The 13976-nt window shown below is 70.2% G+C and carries 16 protein-coding genes; 6 read left to right on the forward strand and 10 right to left on the reverse strand.

All coding sequences use genetic code 11. The features are described from left to right. Nucleotides 1-75 precede the first annotated feature (75 nt). The gene (locus tag OAW74_RS08555) at nucleotides 76-510 is read right to left on the reverse strand and encodes a MarR family winged helix-turn-helix transcriptional regulator (RefSeq protein ID WP_345448633.1); all 435 of its coding nucleotides are present in this window, start codon (nucleotides 508-510) and stop codon (nucleotides 76-78) included. Between the two features lie 37 nt (nucleotides 511-547). Between OAW74_RS08555 and OAW74_RS08560 the strand changes: the two genes are divergently transcribed. Then, nucleotides 548-787 (forward strand): hypothetical protein, encoded by a 240-nt coding sequence (locus OAW74_RS08560; RefSeq protein ID WP_262873873.1) that lies wholly within the window; start codon nucleotides 548-550, stop codon nucleotides 785-787. Between the two features lie 108 nt (nucleotides 788-895). Further along, nucleotides 896-1228, forward strand: coding sequence for an aggregation-promoting factor C-terminal-like domain-containing protein (locus OAW74_RS08565; RefSeq protein WP_262873874.1), 333 nt, complete (start codon nucleotides 896-898; stop codon nucleotides 1226-1228). A gap of 62 nt (nucleotides 1229-1290) precedes the next feature. On the opposite strand, the gene OAW74_RS08570 is transcribed toward OAW74_RS08565, so the two are convergent. The 3 genes from OAW74_RS08570 to coaE are packed head-to-tail and all read right to left on the reverse strand — an operon-like array spanning nucleotide 1291 to nucleotide 4477. Further along, on the reverse strand, nucleotides 1291-1734 hold the full coding sequence (locus OAW74_RS08570) for a VOC family protein (protein ID WP_262873875.1): 444 nt from the start codon (nucleotides 1732-1734) through the stop codon (nucleotides 1291-1293). An 11-nt stretch (nucleotides 1735-1745) separates the two neighbouring features. Further along, nucleotides 1746-3827, reverse strand: a complete 2082-nt coding sequence (uvrB, locus tag OAW74_RS08575; protein ID WP_262873876.1) for an excinuclease ABC subunit UvrB — start codon at nucleotides 3825-3827, stop codon at nucleotides 1746-1748. Continuing rightward, entirely contained in the window at nucleotides 3827-4477 is a 651-nt protein-coding gene (gene coaE / locus OAW74_RS08580) for a dephospho-CoA kinase (RefSeq protein WP_262873877.1), read from the reverse strand. The genes uvrB and coaE overlap by 1 nt, the downstream gene beginning before the upstream one ends. A gap of 99 nt (nucleotides 4478-4576) precedes the next feature. Here coaE and OAW74_RS08585 point away from each other — a divergent pair, with 99 nt between their 5' ends. Continuing rightward, entirely contained in the window at nucleotides 4577-5017 is a 441-nt protein-coding gene (locus OAW74_RS08585; RefSeq protein ID WP_262873878.1) for a response regulator transcription factor, read from the forward strand. Here OAW74_RS08585 and OAW74_RS08590 read toward each other — a convergent pair. From OAW74_RS08590 to OAW74_RS08615, 6 genes are all read right to left on the reverse strand, one after another. Further along, nucleotides 4988-6145 (reverse strand): hypothetical protein, encoded by a 1158-nt coding sequence (locus OAW74_RS08590; protein WP_262873879.1) that lies wholly within the window; start codon nucleotides 6143-6145, stop codon nucleotides 4988-4990. The genes OAW74_RS08585 and OAW74_RS08590 overlap by 30 nt on opposite strands. Then, entirely contained in the window at nucleotides 6142-7827 is a 1686-nt protein-coding gene (locus OAW74_RS08595; RefSeq protein WP_262873880.1) for a PAS domain-containing sensor histidine kinase, read from the reverse strand. Before OAW74_RS08595 ends, OAW74_RS08590 begins: the two co-directional genes overlap by 4 nt. 109 nt (nucleotides 7828-7936) lie before the next feature. Continuing rightward, the gene (rpsA, locus tag OAW74_RS08600) at nucleotides 7937-9388 is read right to left on the reverse strand and encodes a 30S ribosomal protein S1 (RefSeq protein WP_262873881.1); all 1452 of its coding nucleotides are present in this window, start codon (nucleotides 9386-9388) and stop codon (nucleotides 7937-7939) included. Between the two features lie 185 nt (nucleotides 9389-9573). Continuing rightward, on the reverse strand, nucleotides 9574-10572 hold the full coding sequence (locus tag OAW74_RS08605) for a cation diffusion facilitator family transporter (RefSeq protein ID WP_262873882.1): 999 nt from the start codon (nucleotides 10570-10572) through the stop codon (nucleotides 9574-9576). 42 nt (nucleotides 10573-10614) lie between these two features. Next, on the reverse strand, nucleotides 10615-10998 hold the full coding sequence (locus OAW74_RS08610; protein WP_262873883.1) for a YchJ family protein: 384 nt from the start codon (nucleotides 10996-10998) through the stop codon (nucleotides 10615-10617). A gap of 16 nt (nucleotides 10999-11014) precedes the next feature. Then, a complete protein-coding gene (locus OAW74_RS08615; RefSeq protein WP_262873884.1) occupies nucleotides 11015-11362 on the reverse strand; it encodes a TraR/DksA family transcriptional regulator in 348 nt (115 codons plus the stop codon). A 69-nt stretch (nucleotides 11363-11431) separates the two neighbouring features. Here OAW74_RS08615 and OAW74_RS08620 point away from each other — a divergent pair, with 69 nt between their 5' ends. From OAW74_RS08620 to OAW74_RS08630, 3 genes are read left to right on the forward strand one after another with little or no spacing between them, the layout of a single operon-like run. Continuing rightward, nucleotides 11432-11974 carry a hypothetical protein gene (locus OAW74_RS08620; RefSeq protein ID WP_262873885.1) on the forward strand — a complete coding sequence of 181 codons (543 nt, stop codon included), beginning with the start codon at nucleotides 11432-11434 and terminating at the stop codon, nucleotides 11972-11974. Further along, nucleotides 11965-12738: a hypothetical protein gene (locus OAW74_RS08625; RefSeq protein ID WP_262873886.1), complete on the forward strand. Its 774-nt coding sequence runs from the start codon at nucleotides 11965-11967 to the stop codon at nucleotides 12736-12738. Before OAW74_RS08620 ends, OAW74_RS08625 begins: the two co-directional genes overlap by 10 nt. Nucleotides 12739-12771: 33 nt before the next feature. Continuing rightward, complete coding sequence (locus OAW74_RS08630; RefSeq protein WP_262873887.1) at nucleotides 12772-13698, forward strand: 5'-3' exonuclease; 927 nt, start codon at nucleotides 12772-12774, stop codon at nucleotides 13696-13698. Nucleotides 13699-13976 lie beyond the last annotated feature (278 nt).

Genomic DNA, 13976 nt, shown 5'->3' on the forward strand with positions numbered 1-13976 from the left:
CTATGAATGTGCTGAACGACCCGCTACGAAGATGAGAGAAGCCTCACCATCGCGCGGCGGCGGTTGACCGGTCCGTCAGCGGCGTCGACCGGCGAAGGGCTGCAGCGCGTCGCGCAGGCCGCGCAGGGCCGCCGCGTCGGCGCCCACCTCGGTCATCACCCGCTGCGGAACCTCCAGCGCGCGCTCACGCAGCGCGCGACCCTCGTCGGTGAGGGTGATCGACAGCATCCGCTCGTCGATGCCGTCGCGGGCGCGGGCGACCCTCCCCTGCGCCTCGAGGCGCTTGACGAGCGGCGAGAGGGTCGCCGGCTCCATCGCGAGCTCGTCGGCGAGCTCGCCCAGCGAGCGCGGCGTGCGCTGCCACAGCGCGAGCATGACGAGGTACTGCGGATGCGTGAGCCCCAGCGGCTCCAGGATCGGCCGGTAGATCGCCACGACATTGCGGGCGGCTGTCACGATCGCGAAGCACACCTGGTTCTCGAGCGCGAGCGGGTCGTCGTTCTCGACCATCGGGCCTCCCGTCGATTTCATTAGTACACTAATCATCATGACACGAAAGGATGCTGCGCCGCTGCGCGATCGGATCCGTGCCGCAGGCGGCCTCTACGCCTGGATCAACGCTTCGCTGATCCGCGTCGCGGGGCCCGCGTCGGTGGGTCCGTATGAGACGACGCCGGCTCCGTCGCAGGCCGAGCGCGCCGAACGCGCCTGCCCCCTCTGCGGCCGTCCGATGAGCGCGCACACGTTCGATCGGTCAGGTCCGAAGCCCCTCATGCACTGCCCCTGATCAGGTTCTGTCCAGGTTCTGCCCAGGTCAGCGAACAAATGCACGGCTAAGGTCTCAGGGTTCGGTTCCGGTTCGGGTTCCGAACTACCCGAGAGAACGGATCCGTGCATGCGCAAGCGCACGTTCACCACCGCCCTGGCTCTGACCCTCTGCGTGGGCCTCGCCCCCGTGTCCGCCACCCTCGACGCGACGCCCGCGAGCGCCGCGAGCGTGGCCAGCCCCACCGCCGCCAAGAAGATCGCCAAGACGCTCGTCGCCAAGCGCGGCTGGAGCTCGAAGCAGTACAGCTGCCTCGTCAAGCTGTGGCAGCGCGAATCGGGCTGGCGGGTCACCGCCGGCCGTACGTCGAGCGCCTACGGCATCCCTCAGGCCTACCCCGGCAAGAAGATGGCCTCGAAAGGCAAAGACTGGCGCACCGGCGCGACCACCCAGATCAAGTGAGGCCTGGGCTACATCGACTCGCGCTACGACACCCCATGCCGCGCCCTGAGCCACTCCAACCGCTACGGCTGGTACTGATCGGACTCGTCGAGGCTGACGGTTCCGTCGAGCGCGAGCGGCCACCCCGGGTTGTGCGCGACCTCCCACGGATGTCCGTCGGGGTCGATGAACACTCCTGAATAGCCGCCCCACTCGGTGGGCGCCCCGCGGCGCGCGATGACCGCGCCGGCCTGGGCGGCGGCCTCGAGCACGACGTCGACGTCTTCGGGCGTGCGCACGTTGTGGGCCAGCGTGATGCCGCCCCATCCGCCGCCGTCGGCGACCCCCGAGTCGGCCGCCAGCGCCGCCCTGCCCCACAGAGCGAGCGCCATGCCGCCGACCTGGAAGAAGGCGACCTCGCCCGGAACCGACGACGGATGCGGCTCCCACCCCAGCGCGCGATAGAACGCGAGAGCGCGCTCGAGGTCGGCGGTGCCGAGGGTCACCAGGCTCAGTCGCTGCTCCATCGATGCTCCGTTCAGGCGTGCCCGGCGCGCTCCATGGCGCGCAGCTCCTTCTTGAGGTCCTGCACCTCGTCGCGCAGCCGCGCGGCGAGCTCGAACTTGAGCTCTTCGGCGGCGCTGAGCATCTGCGCCGTGAGGTCGCCGATCGTCGCCTCCAGCTGATTGGCGCCCTCGGCGGCGATCCCCTCGCGGCGGAGTGCCGGCGTGGGGCTCTTGCCCTTGCCGCTCTTGGTCTTGCCCGCGCCCCGGCGCGACAGCATCCCGTCGGTGTCGCTGGCCTCTCGCGACAGCGCCTCGGTGATGTCGGCGATGCGCTTGCGCAGCGGCTGCGGGTCGATGCCGTTGGCGGTGTTGTAGGCGATCTGCAACTCGCGGCGACGTTCGGTCTCGTCGATCGCGTTGCGCATCGAATCGGTCATCGTGTCGGCATACATGTGCACCTGACCCGAGACGTTGCGCGCCGCGCGCCCGATCGTCTGGATGAGCGAGGTGCCGCTGCGCAGGAAACCCTCTTTGTCCGCATCGAGGATGGCCACCAGAGACACCTCGGGCAGATCGAGGCCCTCGCGGAGCAGGTTGATCCCCACCAGCACGTCGTAGACGCCGCTGCGCAGCTCGGTGAGCAGTTCGACGCGGCGCAGCGTGTCGACATCGGAGTGCAGATAGCGCACCCGTACCCCGTGCTCGCCGAGGAAGTCGGTGAGCTCTTCTGCCATCTTCTTCGTCAGGGTCGTCACGAGCACCCGCTCGTCGCGCTCGACGCGCACCCGGATCTCTTCGAGCAGATCGTCGATCTGCCCCTTCGACGGCTTGACGACGATCTCGGGGTCGATCAGGCCCGTCGGGCGGATGATCTGCTCGACGACGCCGTCGGCGATCCCCATCTCATAACGCCCGGGGGTCGCCGACAGGTAGACGGTCTGGCCGATGCGGTTCTTGAACTCGTCGAACCGCAGCGGCCGGTTGTCGAGGGCACTGGGCAGTCGGAAGCCGTGCTCGACGAGCGTGCGCTTGCGCGACGCGTCGCCCTCGTACATCGCCCCCACCTGCGGCACGGTGACGTGCGACTCGTCGATCACCAGCAGGAAGTCGTCGGGGAAGAAGTCGAGCAGCGTGTGCGGCGGCTCGCCGGGCCGCCGCCCGTCGAGGTGCCGCGAATAGTTCTCGATCCCCGAGCAGAAGCCCAGCTGCTGCAGCATCTCGAGGTCGAACGTCGTGCGCATGCGCAGCCGCTGGGCCTCCAGCAGCTTGCCCTGGCGCTCGAACTCGGTCAGGCGCTCTGCCAGCTCGGTCTCGATCGTGCCGATGGCGCGCTGCACCGTGTCGGTTCCCGCGACGTAGTGCGAGGCGGGGAAGATCGGCACCGAATCCATGCGCTGCACGACATCTCCCGTGAGCGGATGCAGCATGTAGAGCGCCTCGATCTCGTCGCCGAACAGCTCGATGCGCACGGCGTACTCCTCGTACACCGGAATGATCTCGATCGTGTCACCTCGGACCCGGAAGTTGCCCCGCGAGAAGTCGACGTCGTTGCGGTTGTACTGCATCGCGATGAACTTGCGGATGAGCGCGTCGCGGTCGTACCGCTCCCCCACCTGCAGGGCGACCATGGCCCGCAGGTACTCCTCCGGCGCACCCAGACCGTAGATGCACGAGACCGTCGAGACCACCACGACGTCGCGGCGGCTCAGCAGCGAGTTCGTCGTCGAGTGGCGGAGGCGCTCGACCTCGGCGTTGATCGACGAGTCCTTCTCGATGAAGGTGTCGGTCTGCGGCACGTAGGCCTCTGGCTGGTAGTAGTCGTAGTAGCTGACGAAGTACTCCACCGCGTTGTGGGGCATGAGGTCGCGGAACTCGTTCGCCAGCTGCGCGGCGAGGGTCTTGTTGTGGGCGAGCACGAGCGTGGGCCGCTGCACCTGCTCGATGAGCCAGGCGGTCGTCGCCGACTTGCCGGTGCCGGTGGCGCCCAGCAGCACCACGTCGGTCTCACCGGCGTTGATGCGCGCCGCGAGTTCGGCGATCGCCTGCGGCTGGTCGCCGCTGGGCTGGTATTCGCTCACGACCTCGAACGGCCGCACGGATCGCGTGGTCTGCATCACTCCAGCGTAGGCCTGGGCACGGACACTTCGGCGGGCTCAGTGCGGCGCACTTCGGCCGGGAGCTCTTCCCACAGCCGGTCGACCTGCCGCAGGGTCGAGTCGAGGTCGCCCGAGGTGTCGATCACGACATCGGCGATCGCGAGGCGGGCCTCGTCGCCCACCTGCGACGCCATGCGCGCCGCCGCGTCGGATGCGGTCAGTCCCCGCAGCTCGACCAGCCGCCGCTCGCGCTGCTCGGCCGGCGCATGCGCGACCACGATCAGATCCCACGGATCGTCCGCCCGCGCCTCGACCAGCAGCGGCACGTCGTAGACGACCACGGCGGCGGGGTCGGCGGCGAAGGCCTCGGCGAAGCGTCGCGCCGATTCGGCGCGTACGGCGGGGTGCACGATCGCGTTGAGGGCCGCGATGCGGGCGGGATCGCCGAAGACGTGGCCGCCGAGGGCAGCGCGATCCAGCGTGCCGTCGGGGCGCAGCATCCGATCGCCGAACTCCGCCGCGATGGCGGCGAGCACGGGCGACCCCGGCTGCTGCACGTCGCGCACGATCGCGTCGGCGTCGACGATGACGGCGCCGTGTGCGGCCAGACGGCCGGCGATCGTGGACTTGCCGGAGGCGATGCCGCCGGTGAGCGCGACGAGGGGCATGCCTCCGAGGATGCCATGAACCGGTCGGCAGGTGGGCACGGGGGCGGACGAGTACGATGGGACGGTTCCGCCAGCCCACCCGAACGCAAGGCCACCCGTATGCAGCCCACAGCCGTCGTCGTCGAAGACGAAGCCGACATCGGCGGTCTCATCGCGACGGTGCTGGAGTCCAGCGGCTACCGCGTTCACACCGCCGCCGACGGACTGGCGGCCGTCGAGCTCATCCGCGACGTCGCCCCCGACCTGATCACCCTCGACATCGGCATCCCGGGCATCGACGGCATCGAGGTCGCCCGCCGCGTGCGCGCCTTCAGCGACGCCTACGTCATCTTCATCTCGGCGCTGAGCGAGCCCGCCGACGCCGAGCGCGCCCGCGCGGCAGGCGGCGACGAGTACTTGGGCAAGCCCTTCCGCCCGCGCGACCTGCGGGCCAGGGTCGCCCACATCCCCGCGCGGCACGCGGCCGAAGGGTTCTCGACCGCGCCCGATGTCTCCGGGCTGCGCAGCGGCTCAGACCGGCTCGGAGAGCAGAACGGCTGAGGCGAGACCGGAGGCCGCCCTGGTCGCGGCCGCCCTGGCGTGCCGCACGAGTCGGTCGGGGTCGTAACCGGCACCGTCGCTCAGGGCGATGCCGACGCCGATCGCCGGCAGCACGCCCCCCGTGACGTCGCTGAGGTCCTCGAACAGCGATCGGTACAACCGCATGCCCTCGCGGCGCGCGTCGGCCGGAGCGAGCACGATCGAGACCACCGCCAGCTCACCCGGACCGATCTCGCCGGTGGCCGACAGCGTCGGCGCCGACCGCAGCACCGAGCTGCGCCAGGTGAGCAGCAGCTCCTCCTGCACGTCGAGTCCGAAGGCGGCGGCGATGTAGTCGAGCTCCTCGAGGTGGAGCACGGTCACGGCGACCAGCTGCTGCCGCGCACGCGCCTTGTCGCAGATCGCCGCGAGCGCCGCCGAGAATCCGGCCTCCGAGCGGATGCCGTCCACCGCTCCGGCCGCCAGCGGAGCCGTGCCGCGCAGCGATGCCCTCGAGGCGCGCAGCAGGCACGTGCACACGACCGCCGTGATCGTGAGCACGACGGTCAGACAGCTCGTCATGAGTGTGCCGAACCAGGTCTGGAAGAGATCAGATTCGGGCCCCGCCGCGAAGAAGACGACCGTGCGTGCCGTGTAATAGGCGGCCTGCAGTCCGAAGACCAGCCCGAGGGCGACGGCGGTGCCGGTGGCTCCGAGCGCGCCGCGGAAGCACTCCACGCAGGCCGCGCCGGCGCCCAGGGCGAGGGCGATGAACATCCACGCCGCGCCCGCCCAGTCGCCGCCATCGGCACCGGGGAGGGCGGCGGCGACGCCCGCGGCCGCCGCGGCGGCGGCGACGAGCACCCCGCTGACGATGACCGAGCGGTCGTTGAACTGCCGGCAGCCCAGCCACATCGACCCGGTGCCGATCACGAACGAGGCGTTCCCCAGGGCGACCGCCCACCAGATGTCGGGCTGCCACGCCCACACGAGATAGAGCAGCGTCGTCAGGATCGCGGCGAGATACCCCAGCGCCCAGAGCTGACCCGACCGCTCTTGTCGGCGCAGCAGCGTCTCGAACACGAACAGCACGCCGCTGACCACCACGACCAGCGCGGTGACCACCGAGACCGAGAACTGATCGATCATGCGTCGCCCTCCCGTTCCAGCGTGCCGGGGCGCGCTGCCGGCAGGGTGACGGTGAATGCCGTGCCGACGCCCACCGTGCTGCGCACGGTGATGTCGCCGCCGTGCCGACGCACGATGTCGCGACTGATCGCGAGGCCCAGTCCCGTGCCGCTGACGTCGCTGCGCCGCACGGCCGCGCCGCGGTAGAACCGCTCGAAGATGCCGGTCAGATCCTCCGGCGTCATTCCGACGCCGGTGTCTTCGACCAGCACGGTGGTGCGGATGCCGTCGCTCGCGGTCGCGACCGAGACGCGGCCGCCGACGCGGTTGTACTTGACGGCGTTCGAGAGCAGGTTGTCGAGCACCTGCTGCAGCCGCCGGGGGTCGGCGTGGACGGGAGCCTGGGTGAGGCGCGACGTGTCGATCGCGATCTGACGCCTGCCCGCGCTCACGAGGATCGACTCGACCGCCGCCCGCGCGATGGGCGCGATGTCGACCTCCTGCGGATCGATCGACAGCTCGGCCGAGCGTGCCGCGGTGCTCGAGGCGGCCATGACGTCGCCGACGAGCTCGAGCAGGTGCTCCGCATTGCGGTCGGCCACCTGCAGGTGGCGGGCCGCGGCCTCAGGAAGCCCCGGCGTATCGGCTGCCAGTTCGATGTAGCCCATGATCGAGGTCAGCGGCGTGCGCAGCTCGTGCGAGACGGTCGCCACGAGGGCATCGCGCTCGCGCATGGCCTCGAGCTCGGCGGTCACGTCCCTGGAGACCACGATGGCCCCGGCATCCGCCCCGTCGTCGTCGAGGATGCGGTGACATGTGACGCTCAGCACACGGGCGGTGGCCGGGTCGGCGCCCAGCCGCACCCGCGCGTCGTCGAAGGCCTCCCCTCGACGAGCCCTGGCCAGCGGATAGTCCTCGGCATCCAGAGGGGTCGTGCCGTCTGCCGCGAACATCTCCGCCTCGGACCCCCCGGCGCCCGTCGCCCACTGCAATCGGGTGTGCGCGTCGTTGGCGAGCGACGTCGTGCCGTCGCGTTCGATGCGGGCCACACCGAAGTCGATGCCGTCGAGAGCTTCGGTGACCACGTGCTCGTGACGGCGCGCGCGCTCGAGCGAACTGGTGAGCATGTGCGCCTGACGATCCAGGAGCAGGCGCTGCGCGGCGGCGCGGCGCGCGCCGATGTACGAGATCGTGCCGACGGCGATCATCAGCAGCGGAAGAAGCAGAAAGGCGAAGGACGACGACTGCCGGGGGTCGATCGCCGACGAGATGCCGAACGCGGTCAGCGCGGCGGCGACCCCGCCGATGTAGCCGGCGAGCCCGAAGCTCGTGGCCAGCCAGATCACGGGGAAGACGAACAGCAGCCCGAACCCCGCGGTGGGGTCGCTGAGGCGCAGCAGGCCGAAGGCGACGACGTCGCCGAGCGGGATCAGCGCGAGCGCACCGGCCGGCAGGCGGTGCCACGGCAGCAGGAAGGTGCACGCCGTGAGCACGAAGATGAGCACGACAGCGGCGAAGAACAGGTCGATGTGCAGGGCCACCCCACCGGCGAGCACCATGATGGCCACGACCATGATGACGGCGCAGATGAGGATCTGGTTGAGCATGGCGGTGCGGGCGCGGCCGCGCTCGCCCTGCACGATGTCGCCCCATCGCGGCGCCGGCACGGCCTCGCCGTGCGGCGCCTGCGTCTGGATTCCCACCCCACGACGCTACCGCGTGGCGGTGCCGCGGCCGGGTCTGACACGGCCCCGGAACGGCCACGGGGCCGGAACCCGAAGGTTCCGGCCCCGTGGGGTGAACTGCGTCGACTCAGCGACCCGAGAGCTTCTCGCGAAGCGCTGCGAGCGCCTCGTCGTCGGCCAGCGTGCCGCCGGCGCTCGACGAGTCGGAGGAGAACGACGAACCGCCGAGCTCCACGGGAGCGGCGGCCTCGGCCTCGAGGGCCTTGGCGACGGCGGCCTTGTGAGCCTCCCAGCGACCCTGGGCGGCGGCGTACTCGGCCTCCCAGGCCAGACGCTGCTCGTCGAAGCCGTCCTTCCAGGCACCCGACTCGGGGTCGAAGCCCTCGGGGTACTTGTACTCGCCGTTCTCGTCGTACTCGGTCGCCATGCCGTACAGCGCCGGGTCGAACTCGGTGCCGTTGGGGTCGACCGACTCGTTGGCCTGCTTGAGCGACAGCGAGATGCGGCGACGCTCCAGGTCGATGTCGATGATCTTGACGAACACCTCTTCGCCGACCGAGACGACCTGCTCGGCGAGCTCGACGTGCTTGCCCGAGAGCTCCGAGATGTGCACGAGACCCTCGATGCCGTCTGCGACGCGCACGAACGCACCGAACGGAACGAGCTTGGTGACCTTGCCCGGCGCGACCTGTCCGATCGCGTGGGTACGGGCGAACACCTGCCATGGGTCTTCCTGCGTCGCCTTCAGCGACAGCGAGACGCGCTCGCGGTCGAGGTCGACCTCGAGGATCTCGACGGTGACCTCCTGGCCCACCTCGACGACCTCGCTGGCGTGCTCGATGTGCTTCCACGACAGCTCCGAGACGTGCACGAGGCCGTCCACGCCGCCGAGGTCGACGAACGCGCCGAAGTTGACGATCGACGAGACCGTGCCCTTGCGCACCTGACCCTTGTGCAGGTTGTTGAGGAACGTGGTGCGCGACTCGGACTGCGTCTGCTCGAGCAGGGCGCGGCGCGAGAGCACGACGTTGTTGCGGTTCTTGTCGAGCTCGAGGATCTTGGCCTCGATCTCCTGGCCGAGGTACGGCGTCAGGTCGCGCACTCGGCGCAGCTCGATGAGCGACGCCGGGAGGAAGCCACGCAGGCCGATGTCGACGATGAGGCCGCCCTTGACGACCTCGATCACGGAGCCGGTGACCACACCGTCGTTCTCCTTGATCTTCTCGACGTCGCCCCACGCGCGCTCGTACTGCGCGCGCTTCTTCGACAGGATGAGGCGGCCTTCCTTGTCCTCCTTCTGGAGAACGAGGGCTTCGACCTCGTCGCCGACCTTGACGACCTCGTTGGGGTCGACGTCGTGCTTGATGGAGAGTTCGCGCGAGGGGATGACGCCCTCGGTCTTGAAGCCGACGTCGAGCAGAACCTCGTCGCGGTCGACCTTCACGACGGTTCCTTCGATGAGGTCGCCGTCGTTGAAGGACTTGATGGTCAGTTCGACCGCGGCGAGGAAGTCCTCAGCGGATCCGATGTCGTTGATCGCGATCTGCTTGGTCGCCGGGGCGGTCGTTGCGGTAGTCATGTAGTGGGTTGTCCTTGGATGGTTTTGTGTTCGGGCTGCGCCTCGCCGGCACGCGCGAAGGCGGACGGATGCCGAGTGCAGCAGGTGGATTGTTCGTGCGATGTCGCCCGTGCATGCCGAAACGGCCACATGAGTGACACTCCAGAGTATCAGAACGCCCGTGTCGCCTGGGAGATTCCCCCGGGTCAGCCCCGCAGTGGATCGGCAGGGTGCTGCGGGTCGAGCGCCGGTGCTCCCGGACGGGAGAGGGTGAGCACCGCCCACGCGACCCGCGGGCTCTTCGCCATCGCATCCTCGATGTCGTTGAGGGTCGCCGCGACCTCGTGCTCGGCGGTGTCGCCGACGAGATCCACGGCGGCGACGACGAAGACGCGCCCCGGGCCGACGTACTCGATGTGCAGATAGGTGATCTGGGCGATCGCCGGGTGCTCGAGCAGCTTCTGCAGAGTCGCCGCGCGGATCGCGGGGTCGACGACGACCCCGACCAGGAACCGTCGGTTCTGCGCGATGAGCACGATCGCGACGACGGCCAGCAGCATCCCCACGAGGATCGACCCCACCGCGTCGGGCACGGGCGAGCCGGTGAGCTGGTGCAGCAGGATGCCGGCGAACGCGATCACGAGGCCGATGAGCGCCGCGGCGTCTTCGAAGAACACGGCCCGCAGCGTCGGGTCGGAGGTGCGCATGACGTGCTCGAGCAGGTCGTGGCCGCCGCGGCCGGCCTCGCGCTTGCCCTGCCTGGTCGCCTGCAGAAAAGACGTGCCCTCCAGGGCGAAGGCGATCGCGAGCACGATGTACGAGATGAAGAAGTCGCTGGCCGGCTCCGGGTCGAGCAGCTCCTGCACGCCGTGCACGATCGACACGACCGACCCGACGGCGAACAGCCCGAACGCGGCGAACAGCGCCCACACATAGGCATCGCGCCCGTACCCGACCGGATGCCGGGGGTCGGCCGGTCGCGCAGACCGGCGGTTGGCGATCCACAGGAAGATCTCGTTGCCGGTGTCTGCCCATGAGTGCGCCGCCTCGGCGACCATCGACGCGGCGCCGGTGAGGCCGGCCGCGATCGTCTTCGCGATCGCGATGAGCGCGTTGGCCCCGAGCGCGATGAGCACCGTTGTCAGCGACTCCGGCTGCGCGGCGTCGTCGACGGCGCGGGCGGTGTCGGGTCTCGTGGGCGTCATGCCGTCATCTTGGCACCGGCCGTGCATCTGAGGCAGACCGGTTCAGCGCACCCGGCCGTCGAGGTACCACCAACGGCCCGACTGCTTCACGAAGCGGCTGCGCTCGTGCAGCACGCCCGACGCACCTCCCTCGCGCCAGTGGGCGCGGAACTCCACGACGCCGCGCGTGTCGTCTGGACCTCCGGCATCGACCTCGACGATCTCGAGGCCCGTCCAGCGGAGCCCCTCGTCGAGGTCGAGGGAGTCGGGGCGGGTGCCGGGGTGCCACGACTCCGACAGATACCGCGCGTCGCCGACCGCGAAGGCGGTGTAGCGCGACCGCATGAGGGCCTGCGCCGTCGCCGGAGGCGTGCCGCGCAGGGCCGGGGCGCAGCATCCGCCGAAGGGTTCTCCGCTGCCGCACGGGCAGGGGTCGGTGTCGCGCACGGGTGAGCCGCCCACGTCAGAGGCCCGCCCTGGCGGCGCAGTCGATGCAGCGCACCGCCGTCGGCCGCGCCGCGAGACGTGCCGCGGGGATGCGGCGACCGCAGTCGACGCAGACGCCGTAGGTCCCCTCCTCCACACGCGCCGACGCCTGCTCGACCTCGGCGCGCTCGCGGAGGGCGTCGTCGCGCAGGCCCGCGATGCGCGACCACTCGCCCGACAGCGTGACCCCCTCGGGGTCGTGTTCGTCGTCGGCCGACTCGGCGCCGCGGTCGGCGCGCAGCTGGGCGATCTCGACGTCGAACGCGGCAATGCGCGCCTCGACGTCGGCGGCGAGCGCGGCCAGCGCAGCAGCGGCAGATCCCATGGCGCTCGAGCCTACGCCGCGTGTGGATAACTCCGGCGCGATGACGGATGCCGTCGCTACGGTGATCTCGTGATCCGTCGCCTCGTCGCCACCGCCCTCGCGGTGCTCGTGGTGGTCGCCGCCGCGAGCGGATGCACGCCGGAAGCGACCCCGACACCGACGTCCACGGCGCCGACGTTCGCGACGGAGGAAGAGGCGTTCGCCGCAGCCGAGGCGACGTATCGCGCGTACGTCGACGCCCTGAACCAGGTGGATCTCAGCGACCCGGAGACCTTCGAGGCCGTGTATGCACTCACTACGGGCGACCAGAACGCTGCGGACCGCTCCAGTTTCTCGGAGTGGCATGCGGAGGGCATCGCCATGACAGGGAATGCAGTCGTCTCATCGGCGCAATTGGAAGACGTGAGCGGGCTTCGGAACGGAGATCTGGAGGTCGGCATGCTTGTCTGCTATGACGTGAGCGCTGTCGACGTCGTCGATTCGTCGGGGCAGACTCTGGTGTCCGAGGACCGCCCGTCGATTCAGCCGCTCCGAGTTGAGGTCGTCGCAACTAAGAATGGCCTCGGCATCGCACTGATTGAGAATGCAGATGGGGCAATCTCATGCGACTAGCAGTCGCTCTGTTACTGGCGTCCGTCGCACTCGTCTCGCCGCCCATTGTCCACGACCAGGCCTGCACTCCTCTCGAGTCAGCAACCACAGGCTGCGCCACCACCACCAACACCGGAACCCAGCTCGACATCTCGGGCTCCGAGACCCGCCCCGGCGGCGATCCCGACGGCGGCTCCGGCGCGCCGCCGGTCGTGACGCAGCCCGTCGTCGACCCCGACTACGAAGACACCTGCGAAGACAGCCTCCTCGGCTGCCGCGCGCAGTACGCCGTCGACGCGCCGCCCGACGTCACGCTCGAAGATCTCGCCTCGTTCGTCCCCGACCGCCCGACCCTCGTGGGCGAGCCCGAGGGCTTCGGCGTCGTGGGCATGCCGACGAACCTGGTCGCGGCGGCATCCGAACAGCACCTCACCGGCGAGATCCTCGACTGGCCCGTGACGGTGCGGTTCACGCCGGTCGCGTTCGTCTTCGCGCACGGCGACGGCACCTCGGCGCGCTCGGCGAGCGGCGGGTCCAGCTGGCAGGCGCTCGGGCAGGGCCAGCTGACGCCGACGGCGACCAGCCACGTCTACCGTGAGCGGGGCACGTACACGGCCTCGGTCACGGTCGAGTTCGCGCCCTACGTCGACTTCGGCGGCGGGTGGGTGCGGGTGCCCGGTGTCGTCACCGCCACGACCGGGGGCTACGGCATCCGCGTCGTCGAACTGCACACCGCGCTGGTCGACAAGACGTGCCTCGAGAACCCGACCGGGCCGGGCTGCTGACGGCGCGGCGGGCCGGCGTGTCAGGATGAGGCCGTGACCGACCGCCTCATGCTCCTCGACAGCGCCAGCCTCTACTTCCGGGCGTTCTACGGCGTGCCCGACAAGGTGCGCTCCCCCGACGGCACCCCGGTCAACGCCGTGCGCGGACTGCTCGACATCATCACCAAGCTCGTCACGATCTACGAGCCGACGCACCTCGTCGCCTGCTGGGACGACGACTGGCGCCCGCAGTGGCGCGTGGATCTCATCCCCTCGTACAAGGCCCACCGCGTCGCCGAACAGGTCGCGACCGGGCCGGATGTCGAAGAGGTGCCCGACCCGCTCGAGACGCAGGTGCCGATCATCCGCGACGCCCTCGCGGCCTTCGGCCTCGCGGTCGTCGGGGCGCCGGAGCACGAGGCCGACGACGTCATCGCGACCCTCGCGACCACCGCCGCCATTCCCGTCGACATCGTCACGGGCGACCGCGACCTCTTCCAGCTCGTCGACGACGCCCGCGACGTGCGCGTGATCTACACCGCCCGCGGCATGAGCAACCTCGAGGTCGTCACCGACGAGGTGGTGGTCGCCAAGTACGGCGTGCTGCCCATCCAGTACGCCGATTTCGCGACCCTCCGCGGCGACTCTTCCGACGGCCTGCCCGGCGTCGCCGGCATCGGCGAGAAGTCGGCGGCGACCCTGCTGGCAGCCCATGGCGACCTCACCGGCATCGCGGCGGCGGCCGCCGCCGGCACCGGCATGTCGGCCGGCGTTGCCGCCAAGCTCACCGCCGCGCACGACTACCTCGCCGTCGCCCCGACGGTCGTCAAGGTCGTCACCGACCTCGAACTGGCCGTCGGCGACACTCGACTGCATCCGCTCGATGCGCAGCAGAAGGCGGATGCCGACGCCCTCGCAACCCGATGGGGCCTCGGCGCGGCCGTCGAGCGTCTCGCCGCCGCCCTCGAGCGCACGGCCTGACCCCCCTCGCCCCGCCCCGCCCGGCCCGCCCGCCAGATCAGGTGATTCGGCCAGCACAGGCCGATTCGCCGCCGAACGACCTGCATCGGCCAAAGCTCCTGATCTCGCCCCCAGGGCATGGTCGGATGCCGGGGCCACCGCATCCGCCCGCCAGATCAGGTGATTCGGCCTACGCAGGACGATCGGATGGGCGGTCTCAAGGGGTCAGTGCAACACCCTGATGTGAGGGGTGTCGATGCTGTTGGTGTTGAGGTCGGTGAAGCGGGGGTTTTGGCGGG

Source organism: Microbacterium fluvii (assembly GCF_025515205.1).
In the GTDB taxonomy this organism is placed as follows: domain Bacteria; phylum Actinomycetota; class Actinomycetes; order Actinomycetales; family Microbacteriaceae; genus Microbacterium; species Microbacterium fluvii.